This window comes from Streptomyces sp. H39-C1, assembly GCF_027158125.1.
GTDB lineage: Bacteria > Actinomycetota > Actinomycetes > Streptomycetales > Streptomycetaceae > Actinacidiphila > Actinacidiphila fildesensis.
Window position 1 is genome coordinate 24,303 of record NZ_JAPVLS010000029.1, and the last position, 24,093, is coordinate 48,395.

Below are 24,093 nucleotides of genomic sequence, written 5' to 3' on the forward strand. Positions count from 1 at the left end.
GGAACGGACAAAAGCCCTGACCACAGCGGGGGTTGGGGTTCTTATGGCGCCCTTAAGGACGGCATCGGAGCGGGTTAAAGGTTCAGACCACTGGCGGTGGACTTCTGTCCCGGTCTGCGACGGCGGCGTGGCACACGGTGACCCCGGCCGGATGCGCCGGAGCCGGGGCGCAGCGCCAGCCAGACCCGGACCTCGGTGCCGCCGAGCACGGAGTGGCCGATGGCGATGTCGCCGCCGGTGGACTCGGCGACCCGGCGCACGATGTCCAGGCCAAGGCCCGTCGAGCCCGGCCCGCCGTCGCCCTGACCGCGGCGCAGCGCGGCCGCGGGGTCCCGGATGCCGGTACCGGCGTCGGAGACCAGCACGATCACGGCGTCCTCGCCGTTGTGCACGTCCACGGCGAAGGCGGTGCCCTCCGGGGTGTGCCGGAAGACGTTGCCGAGCATCGCGTCGAGCGCGGCGGCCAGCTCACCGCGCGCCACCGGCACCCGGACCGGCCGGTCCACGCCCGCCGTGCGCGCCTCACGCCCCTGGTCCTCCGCGAGGGCGGACCAGAACGCCATCCGTTCACGGATCACCTCGGCGGCGTCGCAGCCGGCCATGACCGGTGCGGTGATCTGCTGTTCGCGCGCGGTACGGATGATCGTGTCGACCTCGCGCTCCAGCTGCGCGACGGCCTCGCGGGTCTGCTCGGCGACGGGCCCGTTCCCGAGCGAGGCGGCGTTGAGCCGGAGCACGGTGAGCGGGGTGCGCAGCCGGTGCGAGAGGTCGGCGGCCAGTTCGCGCTCGTTGGCGAGCAGTTGGACGACCTGGTCGGCCATGGCGTTGAACGCGACCGCGACCGAGCGCAGTTCCGACGGCCCGGCCTCCGAGACCCGTACGCCGAGGTCGCCGCGGCCGAGCGCGTTCGCCGCGTTCGCCAGCCGGCCGGCGGGCCGCACCATCCGGGTGCCGAGCCGGTCGGCGATGGCCACCGAGCCGACGATCAGGCCGATGCCGACCGCCGCCAGCACGATCCACGCGGTGGCGACGCCCCGGGTGATGTCGCTGTCCGGGACGAAGACCTCGACGACCGCGACCGTGCCCGAGCTGACCGCGTTCGGCTGCAGCAGCGCGTACCCGCCGCCGACCGCGACGGTGGAGGCCCGGCCGCGGCTGGACGCGGCGTCCATCGCGGCGGCGGAGGAGCGGTGCCTGCCGATCTCCACCGGGGCGGTGCCGGCGGTGGCCGGCACATGCAGCGCCATCCGGCCGTCCGCGCCCGCCTGGGTGGAGGCGAGCGCCCGTTCCAGCTGGACGCGGTCGGTGGTGATGGCCAGCGCGGGACCGATCGCGGCGGCCTGCCGTTCGGCGTTGGAGAAGGCCCGGTCGCGGGCCAGTTCCTTGACCACCAGGCCCAGCGGTACGGCGAACGCGACGACGACCATCGCGGTCACCGCCAGGCACACCTTGACGAGCAGCCATCTCATGCCGGTGGCTCCAGCTTCACCCCGACGCCGCGCAGCGTGTGCAGATACCGCGGCCGGGCGGCCGTTTCGCCCAGTTTGCGACGGAGCCAGGACAGATGGACGTCGATGGTCTGGTCGTCGCCGTAGGACTGCTGCCACACCTCGGCGAGCAGTTCCTTGCGGGCCACGACGACACCGGGGCGCGACGCGAGAAAGGCCAGCAGGTCGAACTCGCGGCGGGTCAGGTCCAGCGTCATCCCGTCGAGCTCCGCCTGCCGCCTGCGCACATCGATCCGCAGCCCGCCGACCGCGAGCCGCGCGGTCTCGTCAGGCGCGGCCTCCCGGCCGCGCGCCCGGCGCAGCACGGCGGCCATCCGGGCGGACAGATGCTCGACCGAGAACGGCTTGACGAGATAGTCGTCGGCGCCCGCGTTGAGCAGCCTGACCACCTCCGCCTCGTCGTCACGGGCGGTGGCGATGATCACCGGGACATCGGTGATCCCGCGCAGCATCTTCAGCGCCTCCGACCCGTCCAGATCCGGGAGGCCGAGATCGAGGATCACGACGTCGAAACCGACCTGCGCCACCTCGCGCAGCGCCTCAAGAGCCGTGCCCACACTGCGTACGGTGTGGGCCGCCTCGGTGAGGTGCCGGATGAGGGCGGAGCGCACGAACTGGTCGTCCTCGACCACGAGCACACTTGCCATGGCCCGCACGGTAGCCCATCCGGGGGACCCGGTACCCCTCCGTCCGTTTACCGCCCTCCGCGCCCGGACCTGCCGCGCGTACGGCAGGATGTGCCGATGCAACGAGGATTGCTTCACGCCGGGGCCTGGACGCTCGCGACCACAGCCGCGGTGACGATGTCGTGGTTCGGAGTGCACTCCGTGCTCGCCGGTACCGCCTACGATCCACCGCGCGCGCTCCCGGTCTCCGATGCCGTCGCCGGCTCCTCGGCGCGGCCGGTGGCCTCCTCCACGCACCGGCCGAAGCCGGTGCCGTCCACGACGTCCCCCGCACCGACCGTGCCGCCCACCACCAAGCCCGCGACGAAGGCGCCGTCCCCGCCGCCGGAGAAGCCCCCGGGCACCTCGCACGACGCCTCCACCAGCAACACCACCGGCAATGTGCACGCCTACAAGGTCACCGGCGGCCGCGTCGTGCTCGACCTCGGGCCGGCCTCGGCCACCCTCGTCTCGGCCACCCCCGACGAGGGCTGGGAGATGAAGGTCTGGAAGCTGGACGAATGGATCCGGGTGGACTTCACCAGCGGAACCACCACCTCGTCGGTCTTCTGCACCTGGAACGGCCACCCGCCCGTGGTGGAGATGTACAAGAATTAGGGCCTGTCGTCCGGATCTCCGGTTCAGCGGAAGACCGACTCCGGCGGGGCCGGGGACGGGGCGGCCGTCGCGTCGGTGACCGGGGCCGCGCCGCCGGCGAAGTCGGCCAGCGGGCGGCCGTGTTCGACGCGGCCGGGGTGCGGGTCGGAGGCGACCCGCCGGGTCAGCTCGGCGAGCGGCAGCTCGACGTCGGCGGCGAGCAGGATGGCGTTGCCGAAACGGCGGCCGCGCAGCACCGCCGGGTCGGCGGACACACAGACCTCGGCGAACGCCGACCGCGCGGTGGCGATCTGGGCGCGCAGGAAGCCGAGGGCGCCGCCGTCGGCGAGGTTGGCCGCGTAGAAACCGCCGGGCCGCAGCGCGCGCCTGACCTCGTGCAGGAATTCGGCGCTGGTCAGATGCGCGGGAGTGCGGGCGCCGCCGAAGACATCGGCGATGACCAGGTCGGCCCAGCCGTCCGGGACCTTCCCCAGCCCCGCCCGGGCGTCCCCGCCCCGCACCTTGATCCGCCAGGTCCGGTCCCACGGCAGTTCACGGCGGACCAGCTCGACGAGCGGACCGTCGATCTCGACGGCCTGCTGGGTGGAGCGCGGCCGGGTCGCGGCGGTGTACCGGGCCAGGGTGAGCGCGCCGCCGCCCAGGTGCAGCACCTGCAGCGGGCGCCCCGGGGGCGCGACCAGGTCGATGATGTGGCCCAGCCTGCGCTGGTACGAGAAGTCCAGGTACGACGGGTCGTCGAGGTCGACGTGCGACTGCGGTGCGCCGTCGATGAGCAGCGTCCAGCCGTGCGGCCTTTCCCGGTCCGGGACCAGCTCGGCCTGCCCGCCGTCGACCACGGCGCCGACCGCTTCGCGGGCCTGCGCCCTTCCGCCCTGCTTCTTACCTGCCACCCGACCAGTATCGGCCAGCAAGCAGCCGGCGTCAGACGCCGCCGGCCAGCCTGATCGTGCGGGCCGCCTCACCGAGCGCCGCCCGCAGGACGGCCGGGTCGGTGGCGGTGATCCGGCCGGGCCCGCTGTCCGGCGGCACCAGCCAGCCGGAACCGGCCTCCGACGGCTCCGCGCCGATCGAGAAGCCGCGGCCGTTGCTCCGCGTACAGGAACTGCCGGGCAGGTCCCAGCCGTCCGCGGTGCCCTGCGGCACCAGGAACCCGATGCCGTCCCCCGCGTCGTCGTGCAGCACCGGCCCGACGCCGGTCCGCAGCCGCAGGATGTCGACGGCCTCCAGGCCCTGCTGGGTCGGGACGGTGACGAGATCGCACGGCGGCGTCGCCGGCGGCATCTCGCTCCGCTCCGGGCTCGGTTCGTGCCGATCGGTGTCCAACAAGGGGAACCCTCCTCGCGGGCGGACGCAGCACCGCCCTTACGAGGAGTACAACGCGCCTCCCTGTCAACAGCTACGCCCCGCTAACGCCGCAAGGGGTGGCATTTCATGGCGGATCACGGGTGAGATATCCGTTTTGTAGGCAAACCCTCGGTATCTGCCCCGTCACAGCGGGTACCGTCGTCGCGCCGTCCGCACCAGGAGTCCGCCATGGCTTCACCGTCCTCAAGCCCCGATCCAGCCCGAACCGCCACCATGGCCAACGCGGCCTTCCGGCAGTTGCGCGGAGACCGTTCCCCCAACGAGTTCGCTGCGGCGGTACGCCGTTCCGCCCGCGAGATCGGCGAGCAGGTCAGCTGCGACGCCCGGTACATCGGGCGGGTGGAGGCCGGGGAGATCCGGTGCCCCAACTACGCCTACGAGCGGGTGTTCCGCCATATGTTCCCCGGCCGCTCGCTGGGCGACCTGGGCTTCGCCCCGCGCGAAGCGGTACGGGGCAGACGCGGCGGCGCGCCACCGCTGGATACGTACGAATTCGAGTTCGAGGAGAGCGACGTGCTGCGTCGCGTGTTCATGACCGGCGGCCCCGCCGTCATCGCGACCGCCCTGGTGTCCGGCTCCGCCGTGCACCCACCCGCCGGCCGGGTCGGCGTCGGCGAGGTCCACGCCGTCGAGGAAGCCGTGCGGCACATCCGGCTGCACGACGACCGGCACGGCGCGGACGGCCTGTACGAACAGGCGGGCCAGGCCCTGCGCACCGCCTACCGGCTGCTCGACGAGGGCGCCTACAGCCAGTCCGTGGCCGACGGGTTGTACGCCGGAGCGGGTGAACTCGCCGTCTCCGTCGGATGGCTGGCCCACGACTCCGGCCGGTTCACCGACGCCCGCTCCTACTACGCCGAGGCGCTCGCCACGGCCCGCGTGTCGGGCGACGCTGCCCTGGAGGCCCACGCGTTCTGCAACACCGCCTTCCTCGCCCGCGACGCGGGCCGGCCGCACGAGGCCGTCCGGGCCGCGCAGGCCGCCCAGGCCGCCGCCCGGCGCCTCGCCTCACCGCGGCTGCTCTCCCTGCTCGCGCTGCGCGAAGCGGGCGGCCGCGCGGGACTCGGCGACCGCTCCGGATGCGAACGCGCGCTGTCCCGCGCCCAGTCACTCTTCGGGCGCGGCCCGTCCGACGCCGACCCGCAGTGGATGACGTTCTTCGGCGAGGCCGAACTCGCGGGCCTGGAGGCCCAGTCCTGGTCCGCGCTCGGCGACCACCGCCGCGCCGCGGACTCCGCCCGCCGCGCGGTCAGCCTCCAGGACCCGCACTTCACCCGCAACATCGCCCTCTACGGCGCCGAGTTGTCCGCAAACCTGGCCGCCGGCGACCGCCCCGACGAGGCCGCCGCCGCGGGCTCCCGCGTCCTCGACCTCCTCGGCCGCGTCCAGTCCTCCCGCGTACGAGCCCTCCTGGACACCACAGCCACCCGCCTCCGCCCCCACCACCGGACGACGGCGGTAGCCGACTTCCTCAACCGCCAGCGCTGACCGCCTCCGGCGGAGGTTCCAGGACCCACCTGCGGTCGGAGTGCGGGTACGTCAGTGCCTGCGGCGGGGCAGTTCCCACGTCACCCGAGGTGCCCCGTGTCGTTCCAGCGTTCCACCGCCGGGTCCCCGTACGCCCACCCCAGAATCGACAGCGACGCCGGATCCAGCCGGATGGAAGCCCCGAACGACGGGTCCAACCCCAACCACCGCGCCCCCAGCGTCCGCAAGAAGTGCCCGTGGGCGAAGACGAGCACATCCCGCTCCGCCGACCGCGCCCACGCCACCACCTCGTCCGCCCGCTCCGCGACCTCCGCGAGGGACTCGCCGCCCACCACCCCGTCCCGCCAGATGTTCCACTCGGGCCGGCCCGCCGCGCGCTCGCGCTCGGCGATCTCGTCGGGGACGAGCCCTTCGTAGGCGCCGTAGTCCCACTCCATGAGGGCGTCCCACGGCTTGGCGCGGTCGCCGAAGCCGGTGAGTTCGCCGGTCTCGCTCGCGCGGACGAGGGGGCTGGTGCGGACCTCGAGGCCGGGGAGTCCGTCCCAGGGGGCGCCGTGCAGCCGTTCGGCGAGGAGCCGGGCGGTGCGGCGGCCCTCGTCGGTGAGGGGGATGTCGGTGCGGCCGGTGTGGCGGCCGGAGAGGGACCACTCCGTCTGGCCGTGACGGACCAGAAGGATGCGCGGAGCCATGCGGAGGGACCTTTCACTACGTAATGGAGATCACTCCATCATCGCGCACTCCGGGCGCCCGGCCCGATGAGGCCGGTCAGCAGTCCGTCGAGGCCGAGCTCGTACTGGGCCATGCCCGCGTCCTGCGCGATGGCGAGCTCGGGGACGAGCTCGGTGAGCGCGGGGTAGCGGTCGGCGGGGAGGTCGGCGAGCCGGGCGCGTACCCGGTCGCGCAGACCGTCCTCGCACAGGGCGCGGTCCCGGCGGACGTTCCACAGCGCGGAGCCGACCGTGTACTGCATGAGGGCGACGTGGGCGCGCGCGGCGTCGACCCGGTCGAGGCCGGCGGCGCGCAGCAGGCCCAGCATCCGGTCGATGACGGCGATGGCCTCGTCGCCGCGCATGGGCCGGGTGGTCAGCAGCTGCAGGGCCGACGGGTGCTCCGCGAAGAGCCGGAAGACACTGCGGCATACTTCACGCAGTTGCTCGCGGGCGTCCGCGACGCCCGCGGCCTCGCCCACGGCGGGCAGCTCGACCTCGCTGAGCAGCCGCTGGGCGACGGCGTCGCTGATCTCTTCCTTGCTGCGGAAGTGCGAGTAGACGGCCATCGTGCCGACGCCGAGCTGCGCGGCGAGGGCGCGCATGGTGAACGCCTCGGCGCCGTCACGGTCGAGCAGGACGACCGCTGCGTCAAGGATTCTGTCCGGATTGAGCGTGTTGCGCGGAGCGCGGCGCCGGGGGGCGCGGGCCGACTGGGTGACGGTCATGCCATTCTCTAACTTCTCGCGGAGAGCAACCTGGGAGGGCGCCCCGGGCGTCTTCCCGCACGCATACCCGACCAAGAGATGTTGAACACGGAACGAACGCAGTGTGGCCAGGAATTTCCGGGGCGATGTGCGGGCTGTCTAGCGTACGACGTACGGTAGAGCCTACGACATGGTCCGCAACGAGCCACATCCGCAGAACGGGGAGAACGGCCGCATGACGATCACCGCCACAGCGCCTCGCGCCTCGGCCTACCGGGGCCGGCTGCGCTGGTGGACCGAGCTGCCGCTCATCGCCGTCGTGTACGCCCTCTACTCGTGCGGCCGCCTGCTGGTCCGCGGCGACGTGGACAACGCCGTCGAGAGCGGGATCGACATCCTGCATCTCGAAGAGCTGATGCGGATCGATCCGGAGCGCTGGCTCAACGGCATCTGTACGAAGTACGCCGCGATCGGCGTCCCCGCGGACTTCGCGTACGCCTCGCTGCACTATCTCGTGACGCCCGTGATCCTGGTGTGGCTGTGGCGGCGGCGGCCCACCCACTACCGCGCGGCCCGCACATGGCTGATGCTCTCCACCCTGATCGGGCTGATCGGCTTCACCCTCATGCCCACGGCGCCGCCCCGGCTGCTGGACTCCAGCCACGGCTTCATCGACACCATGGCGCAGTACGGCTCCTACGGCTGGTGGGGCCAGGACGCCAGCGCCCCGCGCGGCCTCGGCGGGCTGACCAACCAGTACGCGGCGATGCCGAGCCTGCACGTCGGCTGGTCGCTGTGGTGCGGGATCATGCTGTGGCGCTACGGGCGGACCCCACTGGTGCGCGCGCTGGGCATCCTGTACCCGCTGATCACCACGTTCGTGGTGATGGGCACCGCCAACCACTACCTGCTGGACGCGGTCGCCGGTGCGGCCGTCATGGGCATCGGCTACCTGCTGGCCCCGCGGGTCCTTCTCGCCGTCGACGCGCTGCGCGCCCGGTGGGCCGTCCGGTCCGGTGCCACCACCTCCGCGGAGGGCCACAGCCCGGTCGTGGCGGCCTCCGCGTCCGCTGCCGGCCCCGGGACGACGGCCCCGGCCTCGGCGGCTCCCAGAACGGCGCCGCACGGCGCCGTCCCCAGCGGCGTCGCGACCCCGCGGACGGGATCTCACGACGACCACCGGGACGAGCACAGATCGGATCCCTCGGGCAGGTCTTCCGTGGGTCAGGGCCGAATGTCGTAGCCGGGTGCGAGACTTCCGCGGGTGAGCACTACGCACTATCTGCGGGAGCGGCTGGCCGAGTTGCGCGGACCGGCCACGTCACCACGTCCGCTCGACGCGCGGGCCCTCGCGGCCCTGGCCGCGAACCCCGGCTGCCGCCGCCGGGCCCTGCTCGACGCCGCCGGGATCGACAAGGGCGCGGTCGCGCAGGTGCTGGGCGCGCCCGCCCCGTTCGGGCAGTCCCAGTTCGCCTTCGCCCGCGGCCATGCCTTCGAGGCCCGGGTCAAGGCGGAGGAGTGCGCCGAGCTGCTGCGCCTGCTGGGCGCCCCCGAGGACAGCGGCGCGCTGCTGCCGGACCTGTCGGCCGCCGGCCCTGAGGGCCGTACCGCCAGGACCCGGCTGGCCCTGGCGGAGGCGACCTCCGCCGGCCGCTGGACGCTGCTGGACCACCCGCTGCTGGCGCTCGACGTCGCGGGCTCCGCCGCCTACCTGGAGCCGGACGCGGTGGTCGTCGCGCCGGACGGCTCCTGGACGGTCGTCGAGGTCAAGTCCTTCCCGATCCTGGACGGCAGCGCGGACCCGGTGAAGGTGGGCGCCGCCGCCCGCCAGGCCGCGGTGTACGTGCTGGCGCTGGAGCGGCTGGCCGGGCTGCTGGAGGAGACCACGGGCCCCGTGCGGGTGTCGCACGATGTGCTGCTGGTCTGCCCCAAGGACTTCTCGAACCTGCCGACGGCCCAGTTCGTCGATGTGCGCAAACAGCTGTCGGTGACCCGGCGGCAGCTGACCCGGCTGACCCGTATCGAGGAGATCGCCGCCGAACTGCCGGACGGCACCACGTTCGACCTGCGCTGGTCCGAGGACGGCCGCACCCCGACCCGGCCGGCCCCCGAGCTGGCCGCCGCCGTCGAGGCGGTCCCGGCCGCGTACTCCCCCGAGTGCCTGGCCGCCTGCGAGCTGTCCTTCCACTGCCGTGACCGCTCCCGTGCCTGCGGCTCCGTCGAGTCCCTGGGCCGCGGCCTGCGCGGCGAACTGGGCACCCTCACCACGGTCGAGGCCGTGCTGTCCGCCGCCCTCGGCACGGACGCCGCCGGCGCCGAGACGGCGGACCCCGCCGTCGCCGCGCTGCGCCGCGCCGCCGTGCTGCGCGCCGAGGCGCTCACCGCTGGGGGTGCCTCATGTCACTGATCGGGACCCTGGCGCGGGCCGAGGCCGTGGTCGCGGGCCGGGCGCAGCCGGTGGCGACGGTCCGGCACCGGTACCTGTCGCAGCATCCGCTGGTGTTCGTGCCGCTGACGACGGCGGGCGAGGTCGGCGCACCACTGGGCGCGCTGGTGGGCCGCGACCGGGAGGCACCGAGCCTGCTGGTGGTGACGCAGCCGCGTGACCGGGACCTGCGGTTCGACTTCCTCGCGGCGCTGGCGACCACGGTCATCGCGCACATGGACCGGTACGCGGACGACGTGGAGACCGAACCGGCGACGCGGAACCGCGAGGAGTCCGAGGTCTGCGCGGACGCCCCGCAGATCATCGTGCCGAACGCGGCGGCGGCGGACTACGTCCGGCTGCTCGGCCGCTCCACCCGGTTCCGCCGCACGGCGGAGGAGAATCCTGACGAGCCCTATCCGGTGCCGTCACGGGTGCCGCTCTCCGGCCGCTGGCTGACGCACTACGGGGAGCGCGCCCGCACCCCCGGCGCCTCGCTGCTGCTGTCGATGACGGAGCTGCTGTCGCGGCACTGGGCGACCGGCCAGAGCAATCTGGAGGACCAGCACCTGGGCGCGCTGCTCGGCTGGATCGCCCCTCCGAAGGGCATGACCGGCGCGGACGCGGCCCGTCGCGCGGAGACCGGACGCGGACCGGACGGCCTGTTGCTGAGCCCGCCCGCCGGCCCGGCGACCGACCCCGCCTTCGACAACACGGTGCTGGCCCCCGCGATGTCCCGCTTCGACGCGGCCCGGGCGGCGGCGCGGGCGGCCGGCGAGGAACGGTCCGCCGCGACGTCCGCCGCCGAGGCCGAGGTGCGGGCGCTCGTCGAGAGCCAGTTGCGGCCTACCTGGGACGATGTGTGGCGCGGGCTCGATCTGCTGCGGGCGCTGCCCGAGGGCGGGCATGTCGAGGAGCGCTGGAAGCGGGACCGCTGGTCGTACACCGGCCACCGGGACCGGGTGCGGGCCGGTGAGCCGCCGCAGCCGAAGCGTGACGACGCCATCGCGGCCGCGCAGAAGCTGATGGGCCGCGAGACGGCCCAGGTGCGGCTGGAGGCGCAGGAGGCGCTGGACGATCCGCTGGTGATGGCCGGGCGGCGGCTGTCCGGCGAGGCGTTCGCGGGCGAGGTCACCGACGTGGTGATGGCGTACAGCGAGGCGAAGGTGCCGCGCCCGCGCCCGCTGGTAACCGTCGCGACCGCCGACGTACCGCATTTCGACGCCGACGCGAAGCTCTACCGCGCGCTTCCCGGGGGGAAGACCCAGGAGGCGCGCTTCGTCGAATGGCCGGCGCCCGGTGAGGTCACGGTGCGACTGCTGAACGGCATGGGCCGGGGCAAGGTCCCGGACGAGGGGTCGGTGCCCGCGGCCGGCGACCGCGTGTGCTGGACCCTGTTCGAGCACGCGCCGCGCGGCGGACCGGAGTTGCCCGACCCGGAGGACACCCCGTGGACGCACGGCGGCCCGCCGGAGACCGCCGCCGCGCCGGCCGCACCCGCACCCGATCCCGTCACCGTGGAGGACTTCCTGTGAGCCGCACGACGGAGGACTCTCCGCCCCACGGCCCGGCCCGCCCCGCCCCGCGCGACCCCGCCGCCGAGGCGGCGGCGGTCACCGAGGCGATCCTGCGCGACACGCTGCACGGCTCGTCGCGCGGTGTCGTCGTCGACTCCCCGCCGGGCGCGGGCAAGTCGACGCTCGTGGTGCGCGCCGCCCGGGAACTGACCGCGGCGGGCGAGTCGTTGATGGTAGTGGCGCAGACGAACGCGCAGGTGGACGATCTCGCGGACCGGCTGGCGACCGCCGATCCGGGGCTCGCGATCGGCCGGCTGCACGGCAGCGAGTCACCGCCCGATCCGCTGCTCGACCGGCATCCGTCGATCGTGAAGTCCGCGAAGGTCGCCGATCTCGCCCAGCAGAAGGTGGTGATCGCGACCTCCGCGAAGTGGGCGTACGTCAAGACCACCGATCTGACGTCGCCCTGGCGGCACGCGATCGTCGACGAGGCGTACCAGATGCGCTCGGACGCGCTGCTGCAGGTCGCCGGGCTCTTCGAGCGGGCGCTCTTCGTCGGTGACCCGGGGCAGCTGGACCCGTTCAGCGTGGTGGGCGCCGACCAGTGGGCGGGGCTGAGCTACGACCCGTCGGCGAGCGCGGTGGTGACGCTGCTGGCGCACAATCCGGGCCTCCCGCAGCACCGGCTGCCGGTGTCGTGGCGGCTGCCCGCGTCGGCGGCGCCGCTGGTGTCGCGGGCGTTCTACCCGTACACGCCGTTCCGCAGCGGCACCGGGCCCGGCGTCCGGCGGCTGTCGTTCGGGGTGCCCTCGCAGGGCACCGGGCCCGACGAGGTGCTGGACGAGGCGGCCGCGTCGGGCTGGGGGCTGTTGGAGCTGCCTGCCCGGCACACTCCCCGGACGGATCCGGAGGCGGTGCACGCGGTGGCCCAGGTGGTGCGGCGGCTGCTGGACCGGGGCGGGGTGACGTTCAGCGAGCGCTCGCAGGAGCCGGCGCCGCTGACCGCGGACCGGATCGCCGTCGGCACGGCGCACCGCGACCAGGCGGCGGCGGTGCGGTCGGCACTCACCGCGCTGGGCGTGACCGGTGTCGCCGTGGACACCGCGAACCGGCTGCAGGGCCGGGAGTTCGACGTGACGGTCTTCCTGCACCCGCTGTCCGGCCGCCCGGACGCGACGGCGTTCCATCTGGAGACGGGCCGGCTCTGCGTGCTCGCCTCCCGGCACCGGCACGCCTGCATCGTGGTGTGCCGGGCGGGCGTGGCCCGGCTGCTGGACGAGCACCCGTCGACGGAACCGGTGCAGCTGGGCGTGACGGTGAAGTTCCCGGACGGCTGGGAGGCCAACCACGCGGTCCTGGCGCACCTGGACGAGCACCGGGTCCCGTACCGGACATAGCCCGGTGCGGAACGGTGCGGAACGGGTGCGGAACCGCACTTCAGGCGGCACTTCGGACGGCCCGGAGGCCCACTTGCGCGGGCGCGGGACAATGGAACGCGCGAATCCCTTGGAGGTAGGTACATGTCCGAGCCGCAGTCGGCTCACGACCGGCGCGACGCTGTCCCGCCGGCTCCCGCACGGCGCCTGCGCCCGGCGGAGCTGCTCTTCGAGCCCGCCCAGGCCCTCGCCGACGAGGAGCACTTCTTCGACCTGGAGTCGCTCGACGATCCCCGGCAGCTGCTGGCGCGCTCCACGGAGCTGGCGCTGGCCTTCCGCGCCGCCGCCGACCGGGCGACGGAGTACCAGGCGATAGCCGCGGCCCAGCTGGCGGATCCCCGGCGCTTCGACCGGCTGACGTATGCCGCGATCGCGGAGCAGTCCGGCTGGACCGAGGACTACGCGAAGAAGATGGTCGAGTTCGGGACACGCCTGCAGGAGCGGTGACCGAAACCAATGCCCTGCGCGGGTGATTGTGTCAAGCGACCACGGCCCTTTGGCATATGCAGGATGCGCAAGGTACCGGACGACCGGTGTTCCTGTCCCGTATTCGTCCGATTCACATGGACGCAGCGCGAGCGGCCGGTACCTCTAGGTGTATGAGCGAATGGCAGTGGGAGACCTGGAGGCACCCGGACATCACCGTGGCCGGCGACCCGACGGACCCTGAACGGCAGTCGCACACCGCGTACGTCACCCCGGCGGGAGCCGCCTGGCTCGCCTCCGCCAGCGCCTTCCCGCGCAGCGTCCAGGCGCTGTGGAGCGCCCGCCCGACCGCGCCCAGCGTGCTGCCGTGCGGCACCGTCTTCGACGTGGTGAACCTCCCCGCGCTCTTCGGCCGCCGGGTGCTGGAGCAGTTATGGGCCGCCGGTCCCGGAAGCGGGCCGGTCGCCGTGCACCGCGGCCGGGTGCTGCTGCTGGTCGCCCCCGGATCCGCCCAGCGGCTGCCGTCGCTGCTGGGCTGGGAGGAGTGGAGCCGCTCGGTGCCGCCGCTGATGTGCCACGGCCTGGGCGACGCGGTGACCGTGCCGCCGCTGTACGGCGACGAGACCGGCCTGGACACCGAGGGCGGATCGTCGCGCTGGGTGGTGGCCCCCGACACCCGTCATCCCTGGCTCCCCGGCCCCGACGTGCTGCTGTGGGCCTGCATCCGCGCGGCCCGCGCCGCCGCCCGTACGACCGCTCCCGCGGTGGCTCCCTCGGCCTCCCCGGCCTGAACGGGATATCGATTTTCACTCCGCCGGAAGCGGATGCTAATGTCTGTCTCGCAGCACGCGCCGCTAGCTCAGTTGGTTAGAGCAGCTGACTCTTAATCAGCGGGTCCGGGGTTCGAGTCCCTGGCGGCGCACCTACGGGAAACCGTTGACCTGGGCGTTCCTCCTTCGGGAGGGGCGCCTTTCGTCATGTACGGGGCCAGTACGGAGCCAGTACCGAGCCGGCACGGGAGCAGTGCGAGAGCGGTACGGGAGCGGCCCGGCGCGGTAACAAGGCCAGGGAGAGACCGTCTCCAGGAGGCCCCGCATGCCGCTGCCGCACTACCGTCCCCCGGACGCGCCCGACGGCGCGCGCGAGGACGCGTGGCGTCCGCCGCCGCGCCGCGTCGGCCGGATGGCGGCGGGCATCCTCGCGGTCACGGTGGTGACCGGCGCCTGGCTGCTGCGCGACGGCACGCAGGAGCGGGAACCGCCGCTGCCCACCCCGGCCGAGGCGGTCTCCGCGGCCGGGCGGAACCCGGCCGCCGGCGGGCAGACGGAGGTCGCACTGCCGCCGCGCGCGGCCCCGATGACCGCCGCCGCCCCCGAACGGATCCGCGTCCCGGCCATCGGGGTCGACGCGCCCCTCATGCGGCTCGGGCTCGACACCACCGGCCATCTGCAGACCCCGCCGGAGTCCGAGCGCGGGCTGGCCGGCTGGTACGCGGGCGGGGCCGCGCCCGGCGCCGCGGGCGCCGCCGTACTGGCCGGGCATGTGGACACCCGCGAGGGCCCCGCGGTCTTCTACGAGCTGGGCGGGCTGCACAAGGGCGACCGGATCGAGATCGACCGCGCGGACCGCCGTACCGCCGTGTTCACGGTCTACGGCATCGAGGTCTACGAGAAGCAGGACTTCCCCACCGACCGGGTCTACGGCGCGACACCGGACGCCGAACTGCGCGTGATCACCTGCGGCGGAGTGTTCAGCAAGGCGGCGGGATACCTGGGCAACGTCGTGGTCTACGCCCGGCTCACCGGCTCCACCGAACCGTCCTGACGGAGTCCCGGCGGCCCCGCCGACCGGCCCAACCGGCGCACCCTCCTGACGCACCGGCACCCCGTTGCCCCCACCCCTTCCACCGGCGCGCCCACCCCCGGAACGGCCGGTTGGCCGAACCGGGGGCACACCACTGGCAGGTGAATGCAGTATGTCCTAGTTTAGGTATTTCTGATGTCATTTATGAATCTGCGCGTCACCGGGGAGGTCCCTGTGCGACAGCCGCTGGCCATGAGCGGGCCGATGGACTGGCCGCTGACCAACGGCGCCGTGCCCTGGATCGTGCTCGTGATCGGCCTGCTGTCGCTCGGCTGGCTGCTCGTGGTCCGCCAACGCTCCTGGTGGACCCTCACCGTCCCGCTGATCGCCCTCGGCACCGCCGTCGCGGTGTTCGTCGTGCAGTACCTGGAGGACAACTCCTGGCGGCTGATCGCCGACGAACTGCCGATCGGCGTCCTGGTGTGGATCGGGGTCGGGGTGTTCGGCGTCGCCCTGGCCGTGGCCCGCTGCTTCTACACCCCGCACTGGCGGATCAGGCTGGCCGCGCTGCTGGCGGGCCTGCTCGTCCTGCTCGCCGCGTGCTCCCAAGTGAACGTGTTCTACGACCAGTACCCCCGGCTCCGCACCCTGGTGACCGCGCTGACCCGGGAGAGCACCGACCTCAGGACGGCCAGCGGCGGCGGCAAGGAGAACACCACCGTCCGCACCCCGGTGGGCGGCACGCTCGAATCGGTGTGGAAACCGCCGGCGGACATGCCCGGCAAGGGATCGCTGTCGAAGGTGCGGATCCCCGGCACCGTCTCCGGCTTCGACGCGCGCGACGCCTGGGTCTATCTGCCGCCCGCCTACCGGACCAATCCGCGCGCGCTGCTCCCCGTCATCGTCCTGATGCCCGGTCAGCCCGGATCGCCGCAGGACTGGCTCGACTCCGGGCAGCTGGCCGAGACCATGGACGCGTACGCCGCCGAGCACCACGGGCTGGCGCCGGTCGCGGTCTCCGTCGACACCCTGCACTCGCCGCTGAACAACACCATCTGCGTGGACTCCGAACGCGGCAAGGTGCACACCTACCTCACCCAGGACGTACCGGCGTGGATCAGGGCCAACCTCCAGGTCGCGGCCGCACCCGGGTCCTGGGCGGCGGGCGGCTATTCGCTCGGCGGCACCTGCTCGCTGCAGCTGGCCGTCACCGCCCCGGAACTCTTCGGGTCGTTCGTCGACATCTCGGGGCAGCGCGAACCGACCCTGGGCGGCCACCAGCACACCGTCGACGAGCTGTTCGGCGGCAGCTCGGCCGCCTACGACGCCATCAGCCCGCTGAAGATCATGCGGAAGAAGTCCTTCCCCGGCACCAACGGCCTGTTCATCGTCGGCTCCTCCGACGGCACCTACCGGCCGCAGCAGCGGGACGCGTACGCGGCGGCCCGCAAGGCCGGGATGAACGTCACCTACAAGGAGCTGCCCGGCGGCCACAGCTGGGCGGTCTGGCGGCCCGCCCTCGGCGTGGGGCTGGCCTGGCTCGGCGGCGTCACCCATCTGACCTCCCCATCCAGCGGCTGACGGGACTGCACCGATGACCGAAACGCAGGCGCAGGCGCGGGAACTCCCCGACGGCCCGGAGCCGGCCGGGCCCAGTACGCCGAAGCCGCCCGGCCGGTGGCGATCCTGGGCGGCCACCATCCGGCGCGGCGCCGGGCAACTACGGCACGCACCCGTCACCGTGACCCTGATCGCCGCCCTGTGGATCACCGGCGCGGCCACCGGATCGCTGCGCAGGGGCCCGGACGACCAGCTGTTCGACGCCGTCGGCGTCGGCTGGGAGACCCTCGCCGAGGGCCACTGGTGGACCCCGCTCAGCTCCGGCCTGTGGTGCTCCAGCCTCGACATGTATCTGATCAGCACCGTGGCGCTCGCCGTGCTCGGCACCCTGGCGGAGCGCCGGATGGGCTCCGCCCGCACCGTGCTGGCACTGGTTGCCGCCCAGGTGGCCGGCACCCTGCTCGGGGTGGGCCTGGCCAAGCTCGGCGACCTGGCCGGCGACGACTGGCTCGAACTGCTCTCCCTGGAGGCGGCGGTCGGCCCCACGGTCGCCGTGGCGGGGGTGGCCTTCACGGTGAGCGGAACGATGACGGCGCTGTGGCGGCGCCGGGTGCGCCTGCTGCTGGCCGCGGTGGTGCTGGTCCTCGCGCTGTACCTGGGCACCCTGCTGGACGTCCTGCAGGTCACCGGCGGGGTGATCGGCCTGGCCGTCGGAGCGGTGTTCTGGCACCGGCTGCCGCACCGGCCGACCGGTGCTTCGCACTCCGAAACCCGGGTGCTGGTCGGGCTGTTCATCGCCGCCGCCGCGATCGGCCCGGCGCTGACGATGCTCTCGCCCGACGCGCTCGGCCCGCTGGCCACCTTCCGCGATCTGCTCGTCACCTCGCACCCCGACGCCCAGGCCGTCCAGGACGCCTGCGCCGAATCGGTGCGGGCCTGCCATCAGATCCACGCCGAGGAGCACTTCTACGACTCCCCCGCGATCCTGATGACGGTCATGCCCGCACTGCTGCTGCTCGTCCTCGCCGAAGGACTACGGCGCGGCCGGCGGCTGGCCTGGATCCTCGCCATCGTGGTCAACCTGGCGCTGATGGCGATCGTTCTCTACGAGATGGTGGACTTCCTCGGTTCGCTGGACCTCAGCACCCCGGAGGGCAGGGACGACCGGAGCTGGCTGATCCGCGCCTGCATCGAGCAGCTCCTGCTGCCCGCCGCCTCGATCGTCCTGCTGGTCGTCACCAGGAGCCGCTTCCAACTGCGATTGCCGCGCACCTCGGTCCGCAGGATCGCACTGGCCGTCGGCGGCAGCGTGCTGGCCGTCGCGGCCGTCTACGTGGGCACCGCCTACGCGATCCGCGACCAGTTCTACCCCGTCGCCACCGTCTCCTTCCTGTGCCAGGGGCTCGTCTCCGTCTTCCTGCCGCCCATCTACAGCGACCTCGCCGACCAGGGCCCCATCCCGGTCGGCTCGGGCGCCCACTGGCTGTACGAGTACTGCGGTCTGGTGCCCTGGCTGGTCGCGCTCGTCTCCCTGCTGGTGGTCTTCCGCAGCAACCGGCTGCGGGCCTCCGACGAGCAGGCCCGGCGGGCCCGTTCGATCCTCACCGAGCACGGCGGCTCGACGCTCTCGTACCTGTCCACCTGGGAGGGCAACCACTACTGGACGTCCCCCGGCGGCGACGCGGGCGTGGCCTACCGGGTGCTCTCCACCATCGCGCTGACCACCGGTGACCCCTTCGGGGAGCCGTCGGCCCGGCAGCGCGCGGTGGGCGAGTTCGCCGCGTTCTGCGACGCGCGCGGCTGGTCACCGTGCTTCTACAGCGTCAACGAGGAGTCCCGGCAGGCCGCCGAGGCGCTCGGCTGGAAGTCCCTGCAGGTCGCCGAGGACACCGTCGTACCGCTGGCCGGTCTGGAGTTCAAGGGCAAGAAGTGGCAGGACGTCCGCACCGCGCTCAACAAGGCGGGCAAGGCCGGCATCACCGCCGAGTGGTGGCGCTTCCCGGACGCGCCGCTGGCGCTCACCGAGCAGATCCGGGCCATCTCCGAGGAGTGGGTCGCCGACAAGGGCCTGCCCGAGATGGGCTTCACCCTCGGCGGCCTCGACGAACTCGACGACCCCGAGGTGCGCTGTCTGATCGCGCTGGACGCCGACCGGACCATCCACGGCATCACCAGCTGGATGCCGGTCTACCGGGACGGCGAGCCGATCGGCTGGACACTGGACTTCATGCGGCGCCGCTCCACCGGCTTCCGCGGCGTCATGGAGTTCCTGATCGCCTCCTCCGCGCTCGGACTGAAGGAGGAGGGCGCGGAGTTCATCAGCCTGTCCGGGGCGCCGATGGCCCGGGTGGACCGCGGCGAGGCCCCGGCGCCGCTCCAGCGGCTGGTCGATGTGTCGGGGCGACTACTGGAACCGGTGTACGGTTTCCGTTCATTGCTCGCGTTCAAGGCAAAATTCCAGCCCGACTACCACCCTATGTACATGTGCTACCCCGATCCGGCCGCTCTGCCGACCATCACCCGCGCCATCGGCAAGGCGTACCTTCCGCACATGACGGCGGCTCAGGGCGTACGGCTGGTCCGCCAGCTGTCCGGCTCCTGAGCCGGGGTCCGACTCCGGTTTGAGGTGACGCCATGTGGGACTGGTTGGCCGACGCCTACCGGACGCGGATCGTCGACAACGGTCGCGAACCGCTGTTCCTGCTCCTCGTCGGGTTGATCGGCTCGTTCCTCTTCATCCGCTTCAGCGTGCGGATGATCCGCCGCGGCGTGAGCTGGTGGCCGGGGAACGTCAACCCGGGCGGACTGCACATCCACCATGTCGTCTTCGGCCAGGCCATGATGCTCATCGGCGGCATCGGCTCCTTCGCGGTACGCGGCGGCGTCCTCGCGCACAACCTGCTGGCCGTGCTGTTCGGCATCGGCTGCGGGCTGGTGCTCGACGAGTTCGCCCTCGTCCTGCACCTGGAGGACGTCTACTGGAGCGAGCAGGGCCGCAAGTCCGTGGACGCGGTGATCCTCGCTGTCGCGGTGATCGGTCTGCTGCTCATCGGGGAGGCCCCGCTGGGCGGCTTCGTCGGCGGGATCAACGGCGAGCAGATCGGTGTCGCGGCGGTCCTGCTGGGCTTCGTGGTCATCTGCCTGATCAAGGGCAAGGTGTGGACGGGGCTGATCGGCGTGATGATGCCGCCGGTCGCGATCATCGGGGCGCTGCGGCTGGCCCGCCCGGCCAGCCCCTGGTCCCGCTGGCGCTACCACTCCCGGCCCCGGCGGCTGGCCCGCTCCGAGCGCCGCGAGGACCGGGTCCACCGGCGGCTGGTGGCGTTCAAGACCAGGCTGATGGACGCCGTCGCGGGCGCCCCGCACCTGAAGTCGAAGTCCGAGAGCGTCCCCGTGCCCCGCCCGACGGTCGTCGACATCCCGCCGTCCCGGATCGAGGTGTGGCTGCGGCCGCTGCAGCAGCCGGGCGCGGCGGTCGCCGTCTGGTACCTGCGGACCGCCGCCGTGGTCAACGTGCTGACCGGGCTGATCGCGCCGTTCCGCGAGCGGGTGCACCGGGCCACCAACGGGGAGTTCTTCACCGCCTTCCTGCTGAGCCCGGGCTTCACCGGCGCCGTCCTGGCCTTCCTGCTCGCGGTGACGCTGCGCCGCCGCAAGCGCGCGTCCTGGATCGTCGCCGTCACGCTGGTCTGGGGGTACCTGGCGCTGTGCCTGCTGGCGCTGGATCTGCTGCCGGAGGCCCGCGCACACCCCTTCAACTGGATCTCCCTCGGGCTCACCGTGCTGCTGGCCCTCGCGCTTGCGGTGTCCCGCCGGGCGTTCAACGTGCGGGGCGAGCGCGGCAACGTCGCCCTCGGACTGGTGTCGCTGCTGATCGGCAGCGTCGTCACGGTGGGCCTGGGCACCGTCCTGGTGCACGCCACCGACGCCCCGCCGCCCGCGAGCTGGCGCGCCTGCCTGCACTACGCCGTGCTGCGTGTGCTCACCGTCTCCAGCCTGTTCGACCTGCCCGAGATCGCCGTGCCCGCCTGGACCGACCTCGCGATCAACCTGCTGAGCGTCACGCTGATGCTGATGGTGCTGCTCGCCTTCTTCCGCTCCCCGCGCGGCCGCGCCCGGCTCCAGCCGGCGGACGAGCAGCGACTGCGCGAACTGCTCGCCGCGCACGGCGAACACGATCCGGTCGGGTACTTCGCCCTGCGCCGCGACAAGTCGGTGAGCTGGTCACCCGGCGGCCGGGCCGCCGTGCTGTACCGGGTGGTGAACGGGGTCGCGCTGGCCTCCGGCGATCCGATCGGTGACCGCGAGGAGTGGCCGGCGGCGATCGACGGCTGGCTGGCCGACGCCCGTCAGCACGCCTGGATCCCGGGGGTCACCGGGACCGGCGGGGGCGCCGCCGCGGTCTACGAACGGGCCGGGCTGAAGTCGCTGGACTTCGGCGACGAGGCGGTGGTCGACGTCGCCGCGTTCGCCGGAACGTACCTGGGCACGTCCACGACAGGAGCGCACGGCCCGGACGGCGGCGAGGCGCTGCGTCCGCTGCGCGAGGCCCACGGGCTGATCCGCGACGCCGGCTACACCGCCGTCGTACGCCGCCACCGCGACATCCCCCGCGACGAGATGGCGGATCTCGCCCATCTCGCCGACGCCTGGCGACGGCACGCCAGTGAGCGCGGCTTCTCGGTGGCCCTGGGCCGGCTGGGCGACCCCGCGGACGGCGAGTGCGTGATGGTGGAGTGCCGCGACCCGCAGGGGCGCACGTCGGCGCTGCTGAGCTTCGTGCCGTGGGGCCGGCGCGGCCTCTGCCTCGACCTGATGCGCCGCGACCGCGAGTCCGGCAGCGCGCTGATCGACTACCTGATCACCGAACTGCTGCTGCTGGCCCGGGCGGACGCCGAGCCCGTGCGCGGCGTCGAGCGGGTGTCCCTCAACTTCGCGGTCTTCCGCTCGGTCTTCGAGGAGGACGGCAAGGCCGGTGCGGGCCCGCTGCTGCGGCTGTGGCGCAAGGTCCTCCGGCTGCTCTCCCGCCGCTGGCACCTGGAGGCCCGCTACCGCTCCTACGCCGCCTACCTGCCGGAGTGGCGCCCGCGCCACCTGCTGTACGAGCGGTCCGCCGAGCTGCCCCGTATCGCCGCCGCCACCGCCATGGCCGAGGGCTTCCTGACGGCGCCGCGGCTGCCCCGGCTCGGCGGGGCGCCGTACCCGGCGGCGCCCGCGACGGCACTGGCTTCGGAACCGGACGGTTCCGGGCCGGAGGACTCCCCGCCGGACCCCGCGCCGGACGATCCGGCTCCTGGCCCGCGCTGAGGCGGACCGGGTGCGGGGGCGCCGGCCGGACCCGTGTCACCCGACCGGCCGTGGCGCGGTCATCCGATCCTGACGCGTCCCGACCGGCTCCCTGACCTGCGCCTGCCGCGTCGGCCCTGTTCCTCCGTTGGTCCGTTCGGCGTAGTTCTGACCGATCGTCAACAGGCACCGGGAGCGCCGTCCGGGTGTCCTCGGAGGGTGGGCAGATTCCTGTCTGCCCCGCGGAACACCGTCCGTGACCCCGCCCTGGGAGAAACCCGATGCGCTCACAGCACCTACTCACCGGCTCCGCCCTTGCCGCGGTCATCGCGCTGAGCGCGGTGGGAGCCGCGTCAGCCGCCTCGACCGAGCCCATCGCCCCCGTCGAGTCCGCGGCGCCCTCGGCGCCCGCCGAGCTCTCCTCCCCCGACGTGCCGGCGGACCTCACCTCGCCCGCGGTGCCCAGCGAACTCTCCTCGCCCGAGGTGCCCAGCGAGCTCTCCTCGCCCGCTGTGCCCCTCACGCCGGTGGGGCCCGCCAATCCCGTCATCGTCCAGCCGAACCCGGTGGCCCCCGGCGGTCAGTTCTCCGTGTTCGACGGCGGCAACTGCACCGGCACGAGCGGCGTCGCCACGTTCAGGTCCGCCTCGGGCGGCTCGTCCATCCCCGCGGTCAACCTCTCCACCCTCAGCAACCAGCTCGGCGGGGTCGGTACGGTCCCGGCGGGCACCGAGCCGGGCCAGTACGAGGTCTCGGTGTCGTGCCAGAACGGCGGCACCGGCAAACAGGGCCCGTTCACCGGCACCCTGACCGTCTCGTCCCGCACGCCCAAGGGCGGGGTACAGACCGGCCTCGGCGGCGGCATCGGCATGGACCCGGCCGAGACCGCGCTGGGCGCGGCGCTGGTGGCCGCGGCTCTCACCGGCACGATCGTCCTGGGCCGTCGACGGGCCCGCGACAGCGACAACTGAGCGGAGCCGCCTGAGCGGTGGCATCGGCTGCTCGATGTCGGTGCCCGTCAGTCGCAGACGGTGCCCGCCGCCGGCAGCCTGCCGTCCAGCAGGAAGCCGTCGACGGCGTCCGTCACGCAGGTGCTGTGCGCGAAGTAGGCGCCGTGGCCCTGCCCGTTGAACGTCAGGACCGGGCTCCCGTTGCCCAGCGCGTCGCTCATCCGCCGGGCGTTCGCGTACGGCGTCGCCGGATCGCCCTTGGTGGAGACCAGCAGCGCCTTGGGGGCATCCACGGCCCGGACGTCGCGGGAGGTGTTGTCCCCGGCGGACGGCCAGCCGGCACAGGCCAGCATCGAATTGACGATGGACCGGCCGAACACCGGAGACGCGGCGGCGAACGCCGCCCCGGCCGCCGCCACCTGACCGGCCGTGTACCGGTCGGAGGTGTCCCGGCAGTCCACGGCCAGCTTCGCCACCGCGTAGTTGGTCCGCCCCGGATCGCTCCCGTCGGACCGGGTCCGCCGCCGGACGTCCGAGCCCCCGTCCTGCGCGAGCAGCAGCATCAGCTCACCGTCGCCGGCCCGCAGCGCGGCCAGCGCCTCGCTCAGCGCCGGCCAGGAGTCCGCGCTGTACATGGCCGTCTGCAGCGCCTCCAGGTACTCGTCCTGGCCGAGGTCCCCGACGGCGGTCCGCACCGGGTCGTCCGCGAGCCGGTCGCCCAGGTCCGCAAGTCCGGCCATCCGGGCTCGCTGGTCCGCGCCGGCGATCGGGCACGCCTTCCCCTGCTTCGCGCAGTCCTTCACGAACGCCTCCAGCGCGCGCTGGAACGCGGCCGCCTGACCCAGCGCCACCCGCTCGCTGTCGGACGCCGGATCCTCCACCCCGTCCAGCACCAGCCGTCCGGCGCGGTCGGGGAACTGGTGCGCGTACACCGCACCCAGCTTGGTCCCGTACGAGAAGCCCAGGTAGTCGAGCTTCTCGTCACCCAGCGCCGCCCGCATGACGTCCAGATCGCGCGACACGTTCGTCGTCCCGATCCACGGCAGGATCCTGCCCGACCGCTGCCCGCACTGCCCGGCGAGCCTCCGCACCTGCTCGATCAGCTCCCCCTCCGCGGGCGGCGGGTCGCCGCAGTCCACCGGCACACTGCGGCCCACCCCGCGCGGATCGAACCCGATCAGGTCGTACCGGGTGTTGAGGACCGCCAGGTCCGTACCGGCCCGGTCGGCGAGCGTGTCGATCCCGGAGACCCCGGGGCCGCCGAAGTTCACCGACAGGGAGCCGATGCGGTCGCCGGGACCGGTGGCGGGGTAGCGCGTCAGCGCGATGTCGGCGGTGCCGCGGGAGGGTGTCGCGTAGTCCAGCGGCACCACGATGCTGCCGCACTGCATGCCGTCGGCCGCGCATTCGGCCCAGGTGATCCGCTGCGCGTAGAACCGCGTCAGATCCGGCTGCGCCGGGCCTCCGACCAGCACCAACGCCGTCGTGGACCCCACCGCCAACCACAACCCGAACCCCATCCCGCCAACCTAAACGCCCCCACGAAGCCCCGCACGCCGGGCGAAGCCAGGCACAAACCCCAACCCCCGGCCGAACCCGCCGCCTGAGACCCACCCAGCCCGGCCGACGCCC

General features: G+C 73.3%; 20 protein-coding genes and 1 tRNA gene. 14 read left to right on the forward strand and 7 right to left on the reverse strand.

From position 1 onward, the window contains the following. Positions 1 to 74: 74 nt before the first annotated feature. On the reverse strand, positions 75 to 1,469 hold the full coding sequence (locus O3W51_RS20395; protein WP_138357990.1) for a HAMP domain-containing sensor histidine kinase: 1,395 nt from the start codon (positions 1,467 to 1,469) through the stop codon (positions 75 to 77). Next, on the reverse strand, positions 1,466 to 2,155 hold the full coding sequence (locus O3W51_RS20400) for a response regulator transcription factor (RefSeq protein WP_187144889.1): 690 nt from the start codon (positions 2,153 to 2,155) through the stop codon (positions 1,466 to 1,468). The genes O3W51_RS20395 and O3W51_RS20400 overlap by 4 nt, the downstream gene beginning before the upstream one ends. Positions 2,156 to 2,251: 96 nt before the next feature. Between O3W51_RS20400 and O3W51_RS20405 the strand changes: the two genes are divergently transcribed. Further along, complete coding sequence (locus tag O3W51_RS20405) at positions 2,252 to 2,791, forward strand: hypothetical protein (RefSeq protein WP_138357994.1); 540 nt, start codon at positions 2,252 to 2,254, stop codon at positions 2,789 to 2,791. A gap of 23 nt (positions 2,792 to 2,814) precedes the next feature. Here the strand turns inward: O3W51_RS20405 and O3W51_RS20410 are convergent, their stop codons facing one another. Continuing rightward, a complete protein-coding gene (locus tag O3W51_RS20410; RefSeq protein WP_198357335.1) occupies positions 2,815 to 3,681 on the reverse strand; it encodes a spermidine synthase in 867 nt (288 codons plus the stop codon). A gap of 31 nt (positions 3,682 to 3,712) precedes the next feature. Further along, entirely contained in the window at positions 3,713 to 4,072 is a 360-nt protein-coding gene (locus O3W51_RS20415; RefSeq protein ID WP_138358028.1) for a hypothetical protein, read from the reverse strand. Positions 4,073 to 4,324: 252 nt separating this feature from the next. Here O3W51_RS20415 and O3W51_RS20420 point away from each other — a divergent pair, with 252 nt between their 5' ends. Then, complete coding sequence (locus O3W51_RS20420) at positions 4,325 to 5,644, forward strand: tetratricopeptide repeat protein (protein WP_138357998.1); 1,320 nt, start codon at positions 4,325 to 4,327, stop codon at positions 5,642 to 5,644. Between the two features lie 80 nt (positions 5,645 to 5,724). Here the strand turns inward: O3W51_RS20420 and O3W51_RS20425 are convergent, their stop codons facing one another. After that, positions 5,725 to 6,333 (reverse strand): histidine phosphatase family protein, encoded by a 609-nt coding sequence (locus O3W51_RS20425; RefSeq protein ID WP_138358000.1) that lies wholly within the window; start codon positions 6,331 to 6,333, stop codon positions 5,725 to 5,727. A 38-nt stretch (positions 6,334 to 6,371) separates the two neighbouring features. Further along, complete coding sequence (locus tag O3W51_RS20430) at positions 6,372 to 7,079, reverse strand: TetR/AcrR family transcriptional regulator (RefSeq protein ID WP_138358002.1); 708 nt, start codon at positions 7,077 to 7,079, stop codon at positions 6,372 to 6,374. Between the two features lie 214 nt (positions 7,080 to 7,293). Here O3W51_RS20430 and O3W51_RS20435 point away from each other — a divergent pair, with 214 nt between their 5' ends. The 12 genes from O3W51_RS20435 (at position 7,294) to O3W51_RS20490 (ending at position 22,482) form a co-directional block, all read left to right on the forward strand. Continuing rightward, complete coding sequence (locus tag O3W51_RS20435) at positions 7,294 to 8,301, forward strand: phosphatase PAP2 family protein (protein WP_138358004.1); 1,008 nt, start codon at positions 7,294 to 7,296, stop codon at positions 8,299 to 8,301. Between the two features lie 21 nt (positions 8,302 to 8,322). Further along, on the forward strand, positions 8,323 to 9,465 hold the full coding sequence (locus O3W51_RS20440) for a PD-(D/E)XK nuclease family protein (RefSeq protein WP_244809180.1): 1,143 nt from the start codon (positions 8,323 to 8,325) through the stop codon (positions 9,463 to 9,465). Beyond that, positions 9,456 to 11,018, forward strand: a complete 1,563-nt coding sequence (locus O3W51_RS20445) for a hypothetical protein (protein ID WP_198357334.1) — start codon at positions 9,456 to 9,458, stop codon at positions 11,016 to 11,018. Before O3W51_RS20440 ends, O3W51_RS20445 begins: the two co-directional genes overlap by 10 nt. After that, positions 11,015 to 12,397 (forward strand): AAA family ATPase, encoded by a 1,383-nt coding sequence (locus O3W51_RS20450; protein WP_198357333.1) that lies wholly within the window; start codon positions 11,015 to 11,017, stop codon positions 12,395 to 12,397. Before O3W51_RS20445 ends, O3W51_RS20450 begins: the two co-directional genes overlap by 4 nt. 123 nt (positions 12,398 to 12,520) lie before the next feature. Beyond that, positions 12,521 to 12,883, forward strand: coding sequence for a hypothetical protein (locus O3W51_RS20455; RefSeq protein WP_138358010.1), 363 nt, complete (start codon positions 12,521 to 12,523; stop codon positions 12,881 to 12,883). Positions 12,884 to 13,035: 152 nt separating this feature from the next. After that, positions 13,036 to 13,653 (forward strand): bifunctional DNA primase/polymerase, encoded by a 618-nt coding sequence (locus O3W51_RS20460; protein WP_138358012.1) that lies wholly within the window; start codon positions 13,036 to 13,038, stop codon positions 13,651 to 13,653. Between the two features lie 57 nt (positions 13,654 to 13,710). Next, positions 13,711 to 13,784 (forward strand) — tRNA-Lys (locus O3W51_RS20465). Positions 13,785 to 13,957: 173 nt separating this feature from the next. Next, complete coding sequence (locus tag O3W51_RS20470) at positions 13,958 to 14,686, forward strand: class F sortase (protein WP_306664958.1); 729 nt, start codon at positions 13,958 to 13,960, stop codon at positions 14,684 to 14,686. A 174-nt stretch (positions 14,687 to 14,860) separates the two neighbouring features. Then, positions 14,861 to 16,246 (forward strand): alpha/beta hydrolase, encoded by a 1,386-nt coding sequence (locus O3W51_RS20475; protein WP_138358014.1) that lies wholly within the window; start codon positions 14,861 to 14,863, stop codon positions 16,244 to 16,246. Positions 16,247 to 16,259: 13 nt separating this feature from the next. Next, entirely contained in the window at positions 16,260 to 18,827 is a 2,568-nt protein-coding gene (locus tag O3W51_RS20480) for a bifunctional lysylphosphatidylglycerol flippase/synthetase MprF (RefSeq protein ID WP_138358016.1), read from the forward strand. Positions 18,828 to 18,859: 32 nt separating this feature from the next. Continuing rightward, a complete protein-coding gene (locus O3W51_RS20485; RefSeq protein ID WP_198357332.1) occupies positions 18,860 to 21,532 on the forward strand; it encodes a phosphatidylglycerol lysyltransferase domain-containing protein in 2,673 nt (890 codons plus the stop codon). A 260-nt stretch (positions 21,533 to 21,792) separates the two neighbouring features. After that, entirely contained in the window at positions 21,793 to 22,482 is a 690-nt protein-coding gene (locus O3W51_RS20490; protein ID WP_269287127.1) for a hypothetical protein, read from the forward strand. A 47-nt stretch (positions 22,483 to 22,529) separates the two neighbouring features. On the opposite strand, the gene O3W51_RS20495 is transcribed toward O3W51_RS20490, so the two are convergent. Next, entirely contained in the window at positions 22,530 to 23,981 is a 1,452-nt protein-coding gene (locus O3W51_RS20495) for an alpha/beta hydrolase (protein WP_198357330.1), read from the reverse strand. Positions 23,982 to 24,093 lie beyond the last annotated feature (112 nt).